The 16,064-nt window shown below is 59.8% G+C and carries 14 protein-coding genes; 4 read left to right on the top strand and 10 right to left on the bottom strand.

Translation table 11 applies throughout. The features are described 5' to 3' along the window. Positions 1 to 94 precede the first annotated feature (94 nt). Positions 95 to 1,195, bottom strand: a complete 1,101-nt coding sequence (gene gbcB, locus APH41_RS26375; protein ID WP_014720237.1) for a glycine-betaine demethylase subunit GbcB — start codon at positions 1,193 to 1,195, stop codon at positions 95 to 97. A gap of 282 nt (positions 1,196 to 1,477) precedes the next feature. On the opposite strand from gbcB, the gene gbcA reads away from it, so the two are divergent. Continuing rightward, the gene (gene gbcA, locus APH41_RS26370) at positions 1,478 to 2,773 is read left to right on the top strand and encodes a glycine-betaine demethylase subunit GbcA (protein ID WP_032894948.1); all 1,296 of its coding nucleotides are present in this window, start codon (positions 1,478 to 1,480) and stop codon (positions 2,771 to 2,773) included. Between the two features lie 843 nt (positions 2,774 to 3,616). On the opposite strand, the gene APH41_RS26365 is transcribed toward gbcA, so the two are convergent. The 6 genes from APH41_RS26365 to APH41_RS26340 all read right to left on the bottom strand — a co-directional run bounded on the left by APH41_RS26365 (position 3,617) and on the right by APH41_RS26340 (position 11,361). Continuing rightward, positions 3,617 to 4,393 (bottom strand): electron transfer flavoprotein subunit beta, encoded by a 777-nt coding sequence (locus APH41_RS26365; RefSeq protein WP_177333600.1) that lies wholly within the window; start codon positions 4,391 to 4,393, stop codon positions 3,617 to 3,619. Positions 4,394 to 4,397: 4 nt separating this feature from the next. After that, entirely contained in the window at positions 4,398 to 5,618 is a 1,221-nt protein-coding gene (locus APH41_RS26360; RefSeq protein WP_054898202.1) for an electron transfer flavoprotein subunit alpha/FixB family protein, read from the bottom strand. After that, a complete protein-coding gene (gene dgcB, locus APH41_RS26355; protein ID WP_054922382.1) occupies positions 5,618 to 7,561 on the bottom strand; it encodes a dimethylglycine demethylation protein DgcB in 1,944 nt (647 codons plus the stop codon). The genes APH41_RS26360 and dgcB overlap by 1 nt, the downstream gene beginning before the upstream one ends. 137 nt (positions 7,562 to 7,698) lie before the next feature. Next, positions 7,699 to 9,759, bottom strand: a complete 2,061-nt coding sequence (dgcA, locus tag APH41_RS26350) for a dimethylglycine demethylation protein DgcA (RefSeq protein ID WP_014720244.1) — start codon at positions 9,757 to 9,759, stop codon at positions 7,699 to 7,701. A 15-nt stretch (positions 9,760 to 9,774) separates the two neighbouring features. Then, positions 9,775 to 10,305, bottom strand: a complete 531-nt coding sequence (locus APH41_RS26345) for a DUF5943 domain-containing protein (protein WP_054922380.1) — start codon at positions 10,303 to 10,305, stop codon at positions 9,775 to 9,777. A 78-nt stretch (positions 10,306 to 10,383) separates the two neighbouring features. After that, on the bottom strand, positions 10,384 to 11,361 hold the full coding sequence (locus tag APH41_RS26340) for a dipeptidase (protein WP_032879065.1): 978 nt from the start codon (positions 11,359 to 11,361) through the stop codon (positions 10,384 to 10,386). A 218-nt stretch (positions 11,362 to 11,579) separates the two neighbouring features. Between APH41_RS26340 and APH41_RS26335 the strand changes: the two genes are divergently transcribed. The 3 genes from APH41_RS26335 to APH41_RS26325 all read left to right on the top strand — a co-directional run bounded on the left by APH41_RS26335 (position 11,580) and on the right by APH41_RS26325 (position 13,110). Then, positions 11,580 to 11,981, top strand: coding sequence for a lysozyme inhibitor LprI family protein (locus tag APH41_RS26335; RefSeq protein ID WP_014720247.1), 402 nt, complete (start codon positions 11,580 to 11,582; stop codon positions 11,979 to 11,981). A 74-nt stretch (positions 11,982 to 12,055) separates the two neighbouring features. Next, a complete protein-coding gene (locus APH41_RS26330; protein WP_054922378.1) occupies positions 12,056 to 12,697 on the top strand; it encodes a hypothetical protein in 642 nt (213 codons plus the stop codon). Beyond that, positions 12,694 to 13,110, top strand: a complete 417-nt coding sequence (locus tag APH41_RS26325) for a DUF3010 family protein (RefSeq protein ID WP_054898197.1) — start codon at positions 12,694 to 12,696, stop codon at positions 13,108 to 13,110. The genes APH41_RS26330 and APH41_RS26325 overlap by 4 nt, the downstream gene beginning before the upstream one ends. A 7-nt stretch (positions 13,111 to 13,117) precedes the next feature. Here APH41_RS26325 and APH41_RS26320 read toward each other — a convergent pair whose 3' ends face one another. The 3 genes from APH41_RS26320 to APH41_RS26310 all read right to left on the bottom strand — a co-directional run bounded on the left by APH41_RS26320 (position 13,118) and on the right by APH41_RS26310 (position 15,933). Next, the gene (locus tag APH41_RS26320; protein WP_054898196.1) at positions 13,118 to 13,546 is read right to left on the bottom strand and encodes a hypothetical protein; all 429 of its coding nucleotides are present in this window, start codon (positions 13,544 to 13,546) and stop codon (positions 13,118 to 13,120) included. Positions 13,547 to 13,735: 189 nt separating this feature from the next. Beyond that, entirely contained in the window at positions 13,736 to 14,920 is a 1,185-nt protein-coding gene (locus APH41_RS26315) for an ATP-binding protein (protein ID WP_054898195.1), read from the bottom strand. Positions 14,921 to 14,988: 68 nt separating this feature from the next. Next, the gene (locus tag APH41_RS26310) at positions 14,989 to 15,933 is read right to left on the bottom strand and encodes a GlxA family transcriptional regulator (RefSeq protein ID WP_054898194.1); all 945 of its coding nucleotides are present in this window, start codon (positions 15,931 to 15,933) and stop codon (positions 14,989 to 14,991) included. Between the last annotated feature and the right edge of the window lie 131 nt (positions 15,934 to 16,064).

The raw sequence follows: 16,064 nt of genomic DNA, 5'->3' as shown, positions 1-16,064 counted from the left end.
AATGCAGCCGTGACGCTCCGCGTCACCCTTCAGTTGCGACGGGACGCGGAGCGTCCTGGGAGGCGTTACCACGCAGAGCGTGGGAACGAGCAGATCAGAACTCGATGCGTACATCACCCTTCGGCACACTGCAGCACGACAGGATATAGCCTTCGGCTTCGTCCTCTTCGGTAATCCCGCCGTTGTGCTCCATCTCTACTTCGCCGCCCAGCTTCATGACCTTGCACGTACCGCAGATGCCCATGCCGCAGGCCTTGGGGATCAGCAGGCCGAGCTTGGCCGCCGCAGCATGCACCGTTTCCCCCGGCGCCACGCGAATGCTCTTGCCGGACGCGATAAATTCCACTTGATGCAGGTCTGCCAGGTCGATCTCCGGCGCATCCGCCGCTTGCTCGGCCTGCTCCACCGCATCGGCACGGGCTTCGGGCGGTGTCGCGCCAAAGGATTCTTCGTGATAACGCGTCATGTCGAAACCGGCAACTTCCAGCAAACGCTTCACCGCGTTCATGTACGGCGTAGGGCCGCAGCAGAACACTTCGCGCTCCAGGAAGTCCGGCACCATCAGCTCCAGCATCTTGTGGTTCAGATAGCCGCGATACCCGGCCCAAGGCTCGCCCAGGCCGTGTTTTTCGCAAATCAGGTGCAGGCTGAAGTTGTCGATCCGCGACGCCATGTGCTCCAGCTCGCGGTGATAGATGATGTCCTTGGGCGAGCGGGCGCTGTGGATAAAGGTCATGTCGACGTTCGCATTGGTGTCGTAGAACCAGCGCGCCATGGACATCACCGGCGTGATCCCAACGCCGCCGCTGAGGTAAAGCACTTTCGGGCTCGGGAAGTCGATGGCATTGAACAGCCCGACCGGCCCGTGCACCGCCAGCTCCTGGCCTTCGTGCAAAGTGTCGTGCAGCCAATTGGAAACCCGACCGCCCGGCACACGCTTGATGGTCACCGAAAAGCTGTAAGGCACCGACGGTGAGCTGGAAATCGTGTACGAACGCATGATCGGCTGGCCTTCGATTTCCAGCTCCAGGGTGACGAATTGCCCTGGCTTGAAAAAGAACAGGATCGGCTGATCGGCCATGAAGCAGAAGGTGCGCACATCCCAGGTTTCCTGGATGACTTTGACGCAGCGGACGATGTGCCGACCATTGGCCCAGGTCTGGGTGGTTACCGGATTCAGGAAATTATTGGACATGTTGTTCTCCACCGCCGACGTCGGCCTTATGGTGGCGATTCTGCGTAACGCGAGAACCACCCATTTACCTATCTGCGACATTCACATACTTACGGCGACCAGCCCCCAAAGACAGGGGCTTGCGCGTCGGGATCAGATTGGGCCATGTCGCCCATGGATAAGGTTCGACGTTACGCCGGGCCCACACTCGCTCCCAACAAAGACGCGTTCTTTACGCCTTGCACAGCACCAACCGTAGCCACTATTCGCCGGCCACACAGAATGGCCATGAGGACACACACGATGGACGTCACCGCAACCTTAAGCTTGGGCGATCCGCTGGAACCCGCACGCAAGGCCACCGCGCAAATGCTGCAAGAGCGCGAGCGCACTTTTTCGCTGCCGCAGCCGTTCTACTCTGATGAGCGGTTGTTTGATATCGACATGCAGGAGATCTTCCAGAAAGAGTGGTTGATCGCCGGCATGACCTGCGAAATCCCCACCAAGGGCAACTACCTGACCCTGCAAGTGGGCAAGAACCCAATCATCGTGATCCGGGGTGCCGACGGCGTGGTGCATGCGTTCCACAACGTCTGCCGCCACCGTGGCTCGCGCTTGTGCACCAGCGACAAGGGCAAGGTTGCCAAATTGGTGTGCCACTACCACCAGTGGACCTACGAGCTGGACGGCCGCCTGCTGTTCGCCGGCACCGAGATGGGCGCCGATTTCGACATGAAGCAGTACGGCCTCAAACCAGTGAACGTGAAGACCGCTGGCGGCTACATCTTTATCAGCCTGGCCGAAAACCCACCGGCCATCGATGACTTCCTGTCCACGCTCAGCCATTACATGGAGCCCTACGACATGGAGAACACCAAGGTGGCGATCCAGACCACCTTGTTCGAAAAAGCCAACTGGAAGCTGGTGCTGGAAAACAACCGCGAGTGCTACCACTGCAACGCCTCGCACCCGGAACTGCTGAAAACCCTGCTGGAATGGGACGACGTTACCGACCCGCGCGCCGACCAGGCGTTCAAGGATCACGTGGCTGCTTCTGCTGCCGCCTGGGACGCCGAGAAGATCCCTTACGCCCACGCCAGCTTCGGCCTGCGTAACCGCATCGTGCGCATGCCACTGCTCAAGGGCACTGTGTCGATGACCCTGGACGGCAAGCAGGGCTGCGCCAAACTGATGGGCCGCATCAAGAACCCGGACCTGGGCTCGATGCGCATCCTGCACCTGCCGCACTCCTGGAACCACTGCATGGGCGACCACATCATTGTGTTCACCGTGTGGCCCATCAGCGCCCAGGAAACCATGGTCACCACCAAGTGGATCGTGCACAAGGACGCCGTGGAAGGCGTGGACTACGACGTGGAGCGCATGCGCCAGGTGTGGGATGCCACCAACGACCAGGACCGCCGCCTGGCCGAAGAAAACCAGCGCGGCATCAACTCCACCGCCTACCAGCCAGGCCCTTACTCCAAGACCTATGAGTTTGGCGTGGTGAATTTTGTGGATTGGTACAGCGAGCGGATGTTGAGCAACCTGGGTGCTGCTCCGGCGCCGTACCTAAAAGGTGTGGCCGCACACGAATAACTGCCCCCCATAGATCACAATGTAGGAGCGAGCTTGCTCGCGAAAAACTCACAGGCACCGCGTTCATCCAGGGAACACGCGTTATCGTTGACGTTTTTCGCGAGCAAGCTCGCTCCTACATCAGTTCTCGCGCAAGCCCCTAGCGCCCTGCCCTCCAGCCTTTACCCCACAACTTATCCACAAAGCCACCCACAGCAATTGTGGGCGAGTGCGCCGTGCTCGCAAATTAAATCAAGAAAATCCGTGACTTATTTAAAATTGCGGGTTTTATCTTGAGCTGGTCATTTATTGACCAAACCTCCAAGAGCCTTGTTTGGCGTGGCATGCAGCGGTAAGCGAACACCTTATCCACAGATGCACCAACAGACTTTGGGGGCAACTTCGTTCGGGTTGTGGAAAAGCCCTTGAAACCCTCATGAATCGGGGATATCCAGCCGTTTAAACGGCGAATATGTGAGATTTGATCAATTATTGACCAACCCATCGAAAGCCACGTTTTATAAGGCTTGTAGCGGATAGCGAACATCTTATCCACAAAAGCGCCAACAGACTTTGGGGGCAAGTCGAGGCCTCAAGCCGGTGAAAACCCGAGCAAAAACCGCAAGTTAGGCTGGTTGTTTTTCGTACAGAGGGCTGCAGAGCTTGATATGCCGGGCTTGTGGGCACCCGCGAACAGGTTATCCACAGGCGGATCAACAGGCATTGTGGGTAAGCCCAAGATAAAGCAGGAAAATGTGGAAGCGGGCTTGCCCGCGATTGCAATACGTCAACGGATGCATGGGTTGCTGACCCACCGATATCGCAGGCAAGCCAGCTCCCACAAGGTTTGGTGGTGGTCAGGGTTCAGCGTACGACGCCCTCTTCTACCAGAAGCTTGAGAATCGCTTGCGCGCCCTCTTCAGCGCTCACGCCCTTGAGCACCTGCCCACCGCCGCCACTGGCCTTGGCCGTTGCGGCCTTCATACGGTCGGCACCACTCTTGGCCTTGATCACCTTGAGGCGCTTTGGCCGTGGCTTGGCCGGTTGCAACAGTGCGCCTGTGAATAACTCGTCGTGTTCAATCTCAACGTCATGGGCGGCCAGTTCACCCCGTTGCGCCGGGCCGTAGGCGCTTTGGCGTGGCTTGGGCGCGGCGTTATCCACAGTGGCGAGAAACGGCAGGCGCACCTTCAAGCGCCGTCGCTGGCCGCGAGGCAGCGCCTGCAGCACCAGGGCTACGCCGGCGTCGATGGACTCCACCTGGGCCAGCCCCACAACCAGCGGCCAGCCCAGTTGCTCGGCCAACAGGAACGGCAACATCCCCGAACCTTCGCCGGTTTCTGCCTGGCTCCCGGTCAGTACCACTTGAGCACCTGCGTCGCGCAGATACTCACTGAGCACCGGCAAGGCATCCGAGCCGGCCGGTTGTTCCAGTACCTGCAGTTGCGGCAGGCCCATGCCCAGGTAGCTGCGCAGGGTCGGCTCGCTGACATCACCAGCGTGCAGCACCTGCAACTTATCCCCAGCCAGTTGCAGCCCCAGCTCAACCGCGCGCGCGTCCTGCTCGGCGCGGCGGGGTCGTCCGGAAGTGGGGTGAGCGCCGATAGACACCAGGCTGAATACAGTGTTCGTCATGGTCATATCCTCAGGCTGCATCGCGCTTGGCGCCGTTGCGGTAGGTTTCGACCGCCGCGATCAAGGCGTGCAGTATCGCGGCGCTTTCGCCGATCACCGACAGGTCGGCACGCTTGATCATGTCGCACCCTGGGTCGAGGTTGATCGCCACTACCTTGTCGCAGGCACCGATGCCTTGCAGGTGCTGGATCGCCCCGGAAATGCCCACCGCCACGTACACCCGCGCAGTCACCCAGGTGCCGCTGGCGCCGACCTGGCGATCACGCGCCATGAAGCCATCGTCCACTGCCACCCGCGAGGCGCCTTCAGTAGCGCCCAGGGCCGCGGCGGTCTGGTGGAACAGCGCCCAATCCTTCACGCCGTTGCCACCGGAGAAAATGAACTCTGCCTCGGCCATCGGAATCGCTGCCGGATCGACCGCCACCGCGCCGAGGTCTTCGATACGAGGCAAACTGCGCGCCAGGCTTGTGGATAACTCCACGGGCAAGACTTCGTGGCGGGTCTCGCTGACCGGGTCGGCACATTCGGCGGCAGCGAGGATCAGACGGGGCAACGGCCGCGCCAGGTCTTCCTGGCCGGCACCGGCACGGCCGATGCATTCCTCGCCCTTGATCTGCCACACCCGCGTCGCCGGGCGCTCCTTAAGGCTGGCGGCAAAGCGCCGCCCCAGCTCACCACCACCGCTGCGGCTGTCTGGCAGCAACCAGTGGCGCGGGCTGAATTGGTTATCCACAGCGCGCAGGCCCTGCACGCGTTGCTCCGGTGCATAACCCTCGAACTCATGCCCCTCCAGCACCAGCAGTCGGTCGACGCCGGCCGTGGCAAAGGCGCTTTCCTTGTGTTCACCGAACACCACCGCCAACACCGCGCCGTCATTGCCGGCCAGTTGGCGCGCCAAGCCAAGCAGGTCGCGGTCGTGGCTGCTCAGGCGGCCACCGACCATGTCCGGCACCACGTTGATGTAGAACGCCGGGGTCGGCACTTGATGCAGCGGCAATTGCACTTCCACTGCCGCGGTGCGCTTGGCCGCGCCGCCCTGCTGGGCACCGCTGCGGTCGATGCGCTTGATGCCGTTGGGCCCGATAAAACCGACACCATGCACGTTTTTGCGAATGATGCCGTTGGGCCCCATCCAGCTGTGTTGCACCGGCTGCATCGCCGCGTGCAACGGGTGCAGGCGGTTACGGGCGATCCATTCGGCCCGGGGGTCGCGGCGGATAATATCGCTCATTAGTGCACCTCCGCAGGTTCACGCTTGACGGGGGCTTTGGCCGGCGCGGCGTCTTCAAGCAACGCGTCGGCTACCAGTTCGGCGATGTCCTTGATCAACGGGCGCGGTTCGACCACGCCTTCAAGCATCGCCGTGCATTGCGGGCAACCCACGGCCACCAGTTCGGCACCGGTCTCGCGGATGTCGTCCATGCGCATATCGGGGATACGTTGCTTGCCGGGGATGTCAGTGATCGGCGCACCGCCACCGCCACCGCAGCAGCGTGAACGGAAGCCCGAGCGTTGCATTTCCTTGACCTCGATACCCAAAGCCCGCAGCACTTGGCGCGGCGCCTCGTATTCGCCGTTGTAGCGGCCCAGGTAGCACGGGTCGTGGTAGGTCACGCTGTTGCCTTTGTGCTGGCCCAGGTTCAGCGCGCCCTCGCCGATCAGCTCGGCCATGAAGGTGCTGTGGTGCTGCACGCGGTAGTTGCCGTTGAAGGCGCCGTATTCGTTTTTCAGCACATGGAAGCTGTGCGGATCGCAGGTGACGATGCGCTTGAAGCTGTACTTGGCCAGGGTCTGGATATTGCGCGTGGCCAGCAACTGGAATGTCGCTTCGTCACCGAGGCGCCGCGCCACGTCACCGCTGTCGCGTTCTTCCAGGCCGAGCACGGCGAAATCGACCTTGGCGGCCTTGAGCACTTTGACGAAAGCGCGCAGGGTACGCTGGTTACGCATGTCGAAGGCGCCATCGCCGACCCAGAACAGCACATCGCAACTGCCTTTGTCGCTGAGCAACGGCAGGTTCAGGTCTGCCGCCCAGTTCAGGCGCCCACCGGGGGCAAACCCGCCGGGGTTGTCGGTAGCGATCAGGTTTTCCAGGACTTCAGCGCCCTTGTTCGGCGTGGCGCCTTTTTCCAGGGTGAGGTGGCGGCGCATGTCGACGATAGCGTCCACATGCTCGATCATCATCGGGCACTCTTCCACGCAAGCGCGGCAGGTGGTGCACGACCACAGGGTCTCGGCGTCCACCAGGCCGTTGACGATCGGCTGGTGCGGGTTGCCGCCGTGTTCGCCCACCGGTTTGCCGGGGTACGGGCTGCCGGCGAACTTGGCATCGGTGCCACCGGCCAAACCGACCACCATGTCCTGAATGAGTTTTTTCGGGTTCAGTGGCTGGCCGGCGGCAAACGCCGGGCACGCCGCTTCGCACTTGCCGCACTGCACGCAGGCGTCGAAGCCGAGCAGTTGGTTCCAGGTGAAGTCCTTGGGTTTTTCCACGCCCAGCGGTGCGGTTTTATCGCTCAGGTCCAAGGGTTTCAAACCGGTGGAGCGGCCGCCGCCAAAGCGTTCGGCGCGACGGTGCCAGGCCAGGTGCAGGGCTCCGGCAAACGCGTGTTTCATCGGCCCGCCCCAAGTCATGCCGAAGAACATTTCGGACACGCCCCACAACACGCCCACGCTCAGCAAAGCCGCGAGCAGCCAGCCGCCGAAATCGGCGGGCAGAATCCCGGCCACCGGCAAGGTCACCAGGAAGAAGCTCACCGAGAAGGCCATCAGGCTTTTCGGCAGGCGCATCCACGGGCCTTTCGACAGGCGAGCAGGCGGATTGCGGCGGCGCAGGTACATGAAGATCGCGCCGACAAACATCAATGTCGACGCCAGCAGCAGGGCATAACCAAGAATGCGGCTCTGCAGGCCGAAACCGTGCACCACAATCGCCAGCAGCGCCGACAGCACAAAGCCCAGCGCCGTCGCTACGTGGGTGTTGGCGATGTATTTGTCACGGGCGACCACGTGGTGCAGGTCGACCATGTAACGCTTGGGCATGGCCAAGAGGCCACCCAGCAGGTCGACTTTGGACGCGCGGCCACGGCGCCACATGTTCACCCGGCGCAAGGCGCCGAGGACGGCGAGGCCCAGGGCGGCAAACAAGAGAATAGGCAGCAAGGTATTCAACATGGTGAAGCTCCCACGAAGATCGTTCCCACGCTCTGCGTGGGAATGCATCCTGTGACGCTCTGCGTCACGACCTTAAAAGCAGACGCGGAGCGTCCAGGGCGGCATTCCCACGCAGAGCGTGGGAACGATCAGGTGCGTCAGAAATCCTTGCACAAGCGCAGGGCGTCATAGATGGCGGCGTGGGTATTGCGCTGGGCCACACAGTCACCAATGCGGAACAGCAAGTACCCCTCGCCCGCCTCGCTCAGGCATGGCTGCGGCTTGATCGCAAACAGCGCTTCAACGTCGATCTGGCCCTTGTTGCGCGAACCTTCCTTGAGCCCGTAGTAAATGGCCTCGTCCGGACGCACGCCGTTCTCCACCACGACCTGGTCGACCACCCGCTCCTCTTTGGCGCCGGTGTATTCGTTCTCCAGCACGGCCACCAGCTTGTCGCCCTCGCGGTAGACCTTTTCCAGCATCATGTCGCCGGTCATGATCACTTCCTTGGGGTACATGCTGCGGTAGTACGTGGGGAACGACGTACCGCCGATTGCCACGCCCGGCTTGATGTCGTCGGTGACGATCTCCACCTGGCTGCCTTTGTCGGCCAGGAAGTCGGCCACCGACATCCCGGTGAATTCACAGATGGTGTCGTACACCAGCACGTTCTTGCCCGGCGCAACCTTGCCGTCGAGCACGTCCCAACTGCTCACTACCAAGCCTTCGGCGGCGCCCCAGTGTTCGTTCTGCTCGATGAACGGGTGCCCGCCCACCGCCAGCACCACCACGTCCGGACGCACGTCCAGGATGGTCTCGGCATCGGCTGCAACACCCAGGCGCAGGTCGACTTTCAAACGCGCCAGCTCCAATTGATACCAACGGGTGATACCGGCGATCTGGTCACGCTGCGGCGCTTTCGATGCCGTGGTGATTTGCCCGCCGATAAACTCCTTTTTCTCGAACAGCGTCACGTCGTGGCCACGTTCAGCCGCCACGCGCGCGGCTTCCATCCCGGCCGGGCCGGCCCCCACCACAACCACCTTGCGCTTGGGCCCGGTGGACTTCTCGATGATGTGCGGCACGCCCATGTATTCACGGGAGGTCGCAGCGTTCTGGATGCACAACACATCCAGGCCCTGGTACTGGCGGTCGATGCAGTAGTTGGCGCCCACGCACTGCTTGATCTGGTCGATCTGGCCCATCTTGATCTTGGCGATCAGGTGCGGGTCGGCGATGTGCGCACGGGTCATGCCGACCATGTCCACATAGCCGCCTTCCAGAATGCGCGTGGCCTGGTTCGGGTCCTTGATGTTCTGCGCGTGCAGCACCGGAACCTTGACCACTTCCTTGATGCCGGCCGCCAGGTGCAGGAACGGCTCCGGCGGGTAGCTCATGTTCGGGATCACGTTGGCCAGGGTGTTGTGCGTGTCGCAACCCGAGCCCACCACGCCGATGAAATCGAGCATGCCGGTGTCATCGTAGTACTTGGCGATTTGCTTCATGTCCTCGTGGGACAAGCCGTCCGGGTGGAATTCGTCACCGCACAGGCGCATGCCCACACAGAAGTCATCCCCCACTTCGGCACGCACGGCCTTCAACACTTCCAGGCCGAACTTCATGCGGCCCTCGAAGCTGCCGCCCCACTCGTCGGTACGCTTGTTGACCCGCGGGCTCCAGAACTGGTCGATCATGTGCTGGTGCACGGCCGACAATTCCACCCCGTCCAGGCCACCGGCCTTGGCCCGACGCGCAGCCTGGGCGTAGTTGCCGATCACACGCCAGATTTCTTCTGGCTCGATGGTCTTGCAGGTGGCACGGTGCACCGGCTCACGCACGCCGGACGGCGACATCAGGGTCGGCCAGTTGAAGCCGTCCCAACGCGAGCGCCGGCCCATGTGGGTAATCTGGATCATGATCTTGGCGCCATGCTTGTGCATGGCATCGGCCAGATTCTGGAAGTGCGGGATGATGCGGTCGGTGGACAGGTTCACCGACGCCCACCATTCCTGCGGGCTGTCGATGGCCACCACGGAGGAGCCACCGCAGATTGCCAGGCCAATACCGCCCTTGGCTTTCTCTTCGTAGTACTTCACATAGCGATCGGTGGTCATGCCGCCGTCGGTGGCATACACCTCGGCATGCGCAGTGCTGAGCACCCGGTTGCGGATGGTCAGTTTGCCGATCTGGATCGGCTGGAACATTGCTTCGAAAGCCATGGCACGGTCCTCGGCTTACAACGGTTTGACGGTGAACAAACCATCATCGTGGCCCTCTTCGGAGCCTCCGTAGACTTGTTCGGCGACAGTGCGGATCTTGCTGCCACGCGCTTGAAGGATCTGGTCCATGGCGCCGGCAAACCAGCCGGTGAACATGTAGTCCACTTTGCGTCCGACCTTGCCGTAGACATACACAAAAGCTGAATGCTCAAGCTTGACGCTGGCGGTGCCTTTATCGAGGTCGATGTCCTGGATCTTGAACAGGCCCCAGCCGCGTTGCGACAGGCGCTTCATGTAGTGCTCGAACACCGCGACGCCTTCCAGGTCGTGGCATTCAGCTTCTTTTTCACACCAGTGCCAGGCGGATTTGTAGCCAGCCTTGTAGAGGATCTCGGCGTAGGCGTCGGCCCCCAGTACTTCTTCGATACCCATGTGGTTGTTGACGAAGAAATGGCGTGGAACGTACAGCATCGGCAGGGCGTCGGAGGTCCAGACACCGGTTTCGCTGTCGACTTCAATTGGCAATTGCGGGGCGATCTTGGCCATGGAAACTTAACTCCAGAAAATTCGTTTTGATGCCCGCCACGCGGATGGCGGCGGGTGAAGGATTAAGCGAGCAGTGGCTTATTCGCCCCAGACGTCCTTGAGCACGTTGACCCAGTTCTCGCCCATGATCTTGCGCACCACGCGCTCGCTGTGGCCGCGCTTGAGCAGGGTCTCGGTGAGGTTGGGGAACTCACCCACGGTGCGGATGCCCAGCGGGTTGATGATCTTGCCGAAGCTGGTCAGGCGGCGGGCGTAGCCCTTGTCATGGGTGAGCATTTCGAAGAAATCCTGACCATGGCCCTGGGTGAAGTCGGTGCCGATGCCGATGGCGTCTTCGCCGACGATGTTCATGGTGTATTCGATGGCTTCGGCGTAGTCGTCGATAGTCGAGTCGATGCCCTTGGCCAGGAACGGCGCGAACATGGTCACGCCGACAAAACCGCCATGGTCGGCGATGAACTTCAGCTCTTCATCGGACTTGTTGCGCGGGTGCTCTTTAAGCCCGGACGGTAGGCAGTGGGAGTAGCACACCGGCTTTTTCGATTCGAGGATGACCTCTTCGCTGGTCTTGGAGCCCACGTGGGACAGGTCGCACATAATGCCGACGCGGTTCATCTCGGCGACGATCTCACGCCCGAAACCCGACAGGCCGCCATCACGCTCGTAGCAGCCGGTGCCCACCAGGTTCTGGGTGTTGTAGCACATCTGCACCACCCCCACGCCGAGCTGCTTGAAGATCTCGACATAGCCGAGCTGGTCCTCAAAGGCATGGGCATTCTGGAAGCCGAAGATGATGCCGGTCTTGCCCTGCTCCTTGGCGCGGCGGATGTCGGCGGTGGTTTTCACCGGGATCACCAGGTCGCTGTTCTCACGGATCAGGGTCTGGCTGGCGACAATGTTATTGATCGTGGCCTGGAAGCCTTCCCACACCGACACCGTGCAGTTGGCGGCGGTGAGGCCACCTTTGCGCATGTCTTCGAACAGGTCGCGGTTCCACTTGGCAATAATCAGACCGTCGATAACGATGCTGTCGGCGTGCAACTCGGCTGGGCTCATCAGGCGTCCCCTTATTGGCGATTCATGCGCCGAATCGTCTGCCGGCGCTTTGGGGCCAGCATATGCCCAGGGACCGACGGAGCCGGGTGCAAAAACGACAGGGGAATTGCCGAAAGCGTCAATCCGCGACAAAGCCTGCGAAGACAGGCCCCACGGTCGGCTGTTCTTTGTCTTACGCTTGAGCCAGAATTGCGCATCACGTGATATGAGACGGCGCAATGAAATCGATTTTCCTGGCTTTGGCACTCATCGCAACCACCGCCCACGCGGCCGAAGACACCGACAGCACGCCGTGCGACGGTATCGAGAACGACCAGCAAACCTTGGAATGCGCCACCTACAACAAGACCACCGCCGAGCAATTGCTCAAAGATAACTATCAGGGGTTGCTGGAGCGCATGGGTTCGACCTACGGCAGCGACAAGACCAAACTGGCGGACATTACCGCCCGTCTGAAGGATGCGCAGCAGAAGTGGGAAAAACTGCGCGACGCCGATTGTGCAGTGGACACCTTCCCGGCAGTGACCGGCACCAAGGCCTATGCGATTGCGCACAACGACTGCCTGGCGCGCATGAGTGATGAGCGGTCGGAGTTTCTGGAGTCGATTGGCCAAGAATAGTAACTATATTCCTACAATAGAAGCGTCCCACTGTCGCTTTTCGCTACCTGACGCTGATTTAAGGAATTTTCGGCATGCAATGGCTTCCATCCCCACCCACCGACAATATTTATAAGTTGCTTGCTGTATTTGGTTTATGGCTAATTGCAGGTGCGCTGACACTGGTGTCTATTTTTTCTTATCTGGACTACAGATTCCAAAAAGAAACACGCGAGGAAAGCCACCATTCGCAAACGGAGCAAATGGTAAACGACTTCACTAAACGCATTGGAGCACTTGAGAAAGGCACACCGGAGCTGCATAAAATCGCAGATCTGCCGGATTCATTCAACAACGACGTCACCTTCCTGAAGAACAGCCTCGTTATACAAGAAAAAAAACTTTCTACATACAAAGAACGAGAGAAAGATAACCTCGACACGTTCATGGACTATCTGCTCGTCCACGAAAAAGAGTTTTATATTTTCATAGGTCTGTACGCGACGCTCACGTCACTGTGCACGGTGATAGGTTTTAGCCGCTGGTTTCAGAAAATACAAAAGCCCGGCGAAGTACTGAATGAGCTAGATATTAAAATCAAAGAAGCAAGCTTATTGAAACTTAAGATAGAAATTTCCCAACTCCAACCAATGAGCAAGACAGTAGAGCAGCTCTTTGAATTGCATTTCAATAAGCCCTTTCCTGAAGCCTCTCCCTCGCAAAGGACCCGCTCATGACCATCTGCGGCATCGAAATCAAAGGCAGCGAAGCCATCATCGCCGTCGCCTCCCTGGACAACCAGACGCTGACCCACGTCGCCCTGGCCACCAAGAAAATCGCCCTCGACGATGACGACGAAGCGGCCAACGTAAAAGCTTTCGCCGCCCAGGTGAAGGCGTTCGTTCAAGCCAACGGCATCACGCGCATTGCCATCAAGAAACGCAGTAAAAAAGGCGAGTTCGCCGGTGGCCCGACGACGTTCAAGATCGAAGGGGTGTTTCAGTTGCTGGATGGGGTGGAGGTGACGCTGCTGTCGCCGCAGACCATCAATGCGCAAAACAAGAAGCACAGCTTTGATCTGCCGACGACGTTGAACAAGTATCAGCATGAAGCTTATAAAACAGCCTGTTCAACCCTGATGAAAAAGTAACTCCCCATCAGCTTTTGACGCAGTGTTCCAAGCCGTGACCACCGCCTTCGTATTCAGGCGTGTAGTAGTACTTAACGAAAGACACTTTGCCCTCCGGGGTTGACGTCATTTGTGCGACCCCCACGCCGAAGTCTTTCAAGACAGGGTCGGTGTGAGCAAAATAAACGCCCAGCGCGTCCGAAGTCCCGGCGGCCATTCCGTCATAACGGGACTTGTCTTCCAAGGTCAAGGTGAAGGTGTAGGCGGCGTACTTGCCAGTACTTTGCTTGGCGTCGAGTGCCATATCAACAACACCCTTATAGCTGCCTATATGTTTATCCTGGCCGGTACATTCATAGCGTCCGCTGTAGTCGGCTCCGGTGAAAGGTGCAGACGCCTGGGCTGCCCACGCCGGGGTGGTCGCTAACGCGATGACAGTAACTAGTTTTCTAAGCATGCCAACCTCTTCTGGTTAAGTAGTGACTTCCTGGCCTGCGTGCTTCATTTCAAAAGCATTTGGTCAAGAGCCACTTCTAAGACCCATAGGACGTTAGCAGTCCTTGGCTATAAGTCTCCGTTAGCGATGAAAAAAAAGAAACTTCCTACACCTTCCATGATTCCCTTATAAACTGCGCTACATCGGGTTTCACTCGTTAGTCGGTATGCGGGTTTTGTACAGCAGCCAATCCCCGAACGACTTGTCTTCCAGGGCATACCCTCCCCGGCTCGACTTCCATACCAATTCCTTGTCGCGCAGGGCATCGATACAGGCCTGAATGGTCTGGGTCCCGGGCACCACATCGCTGCGCATAACCTCCAATGCCTTGCTGACTGCGGTAATCGTGCTGTCGGTAAACGGCGCAAATGGCTCATTGCTTTGCGAACGCACCACCATCACCTGCAACACCGCACGCTGCGGGATGGTCAGGGCGTTCCAGGCGCTTTCGAACTCGGTCCATACACCCGCGCGCAGCAGTTCTGCGCGACTGTGCAGCAGTTGGCCAAGATTGCTCGCCTCGCCCAGCTCCAATGCGACTTCACCGATGATCGTGCGCAACATCTCGGGACGCCGACCTACCAGCTCAAACGCCTCATCAATGTCAGCCGCGTTGAATTGGTTGTTCTTGGCCAGGTGCGCGTTGAGGTGCACGGTGTAGGCCTGGGTGAACGCTTTGCCCAGCAGCGGAAACGGCGTGATGCTGGAACCGAAGAATGGCTGGCTTTTACCCAATACCAAATGGGCGAGTTTGTCGCGATTGGAGCCGGTAAACACCAGGCGCAAACCGCTGCCCTCCTCGTCACGGCCTTGGTTGAGCTGATCCCGGGCAGCCTTCAACGCGAACATCGCATTGATACCTGACTCGGTGGTTAATGCGTGCTGTGCTTCGTCAATCACCAGTACAACGGGTTTTTCTGCAGCCCTATGGAGCAATTCCAACGCTTGGGTCAGCGTCGCACCGACCGGCAATTGTGGCTTGGTAAAGTCCCAGGAAAGCGTACGCAGAAAGCTTAGTTTCTCGATGCCAATGCTCTTTGCCAGTTTGCGAATGCCCTTTTCAAACGGCACCAACGCCCCCGCAATGGCACCTGCGATCAGCTCGGCGGGGTCTTTTTCCTTGTCGGCCCACAGGTCGACATACACCGCCAGCCAGCCCCGCAGCTGACATTCCGGAATCAGGTCTTCGCGCAAAAAAGTGCTTTTGCCCGTGCGTCGGGGCGCCGCGAGAAACAGGCCGGAGGTGAAATCCTGAATACCGGCCCCCACCAGGCCATCGGCAATACTGCTTGCCAGGGTGGGGCGGCGAAACACAAAGCCGCTGTGCTTGGACATGGTTTTATACTCAATTATGGGAATGACTATAAATTATAGTAAAGAGTATAATTGACTATAATTGTCCGTCAAACCACCTCCCGCCGCCGATCCTCCCGCGGGCATTTGGCAAACCTTGCGCGATAGCTCCTGGTGAAATACGACGGTGACTCAAACCCGCACGCGATACTCACTTCCAGCACGCTCATGTCGCTCTGGCGCAGCAGTTTGCGGGCTTTTTCCAGGCGCAGGCCCAGGTAGAAATTGCTCGGCGTATCGTTCAGGTGCAGGCGAAACAGCCGCTCCAGTTGGCGTCGGGTGACCTTGATCGTTTCGGCCAGGGCCAAGGTGCTCAGGGGCGGTTCGGTGTGCTGTTCCATTTCGCCGATCACGTGCACCAGTTTCTTGTTATTGATGCCGTAACGCGTGGCGATCTGCATGCGCTGGTGGTCCTTGCGCGGGCGGATGCGGCCGAGTACGAATTGCTCGGAAACCTGGATCGCCAGTTCCGGGCCGTGGGCCTGGGCGATGAGATCGAGCATCAAGTCGATGGACGCGGTGCCGCCGGCGCAGGTGATGCGGCGCCGGTCGATTTCGAACAGTTCCTGGGTCACGCTCAGGTGCGGATAGGCCTCCTTGAAGGCGTCGATGGCTTCCCAGTGCAAGGTCAGGCGGTGGCCGTCAAGCAGGCCCGCCTCGGCCAGCACGCAGGCGCCGGTGTCGATGGCACCGAGGGTCACACCCTCATGGTCGAGGCGGCGCAGCCAATGCTCCAGGGCGGGCGTGGCGAACTGCAGGGGTTCGAAGCCGGCCACCACCAGTAAGGTCGCGCCTTTTTTCAACGGTTCCAGCGCGGCATCGGCGTTGACCGACATGCCGTTGCTCGCCAGTACCGCGCCGCCATCGGCACTCAAGATGTGCCAGCGGTACAGCTCGCCGCGAAAGCGATTGGCCACGCGCAACGGTTCCAGCGCGGAGATAAAACCGAGGGCCGAGAACCCCGGCATCAGCAAGAAATAGACATCCTGGGACATGGTGGCGCTCTCGTCATACGGGCAGCGTGATCACTGTGATACGCCAGTTCAACCGGCCATTCAAGAGCCCAGGTCGCTGCAGTGCAAGAGTGGGTCGCCGCCGTGCGCTTTGCGGGGCGCCAAGCTGCGTA

It is taken from the genome of Pseudomonas sp. NBRC 111138, from assembly GCF_001320835.1.
Taxonomy (GTDB): Bacteria; Pseudomonadota; Gammaproteobacteria; order Pseudomonadales; family Pseudomonadaceae; genus Aquipseudomonas; species Aquipseudomonas paracarnis.
Note: the sequence above shows the minus strand (reverse complement) of the source record. Positions and strands in the feature narration are given on the sequence as shown.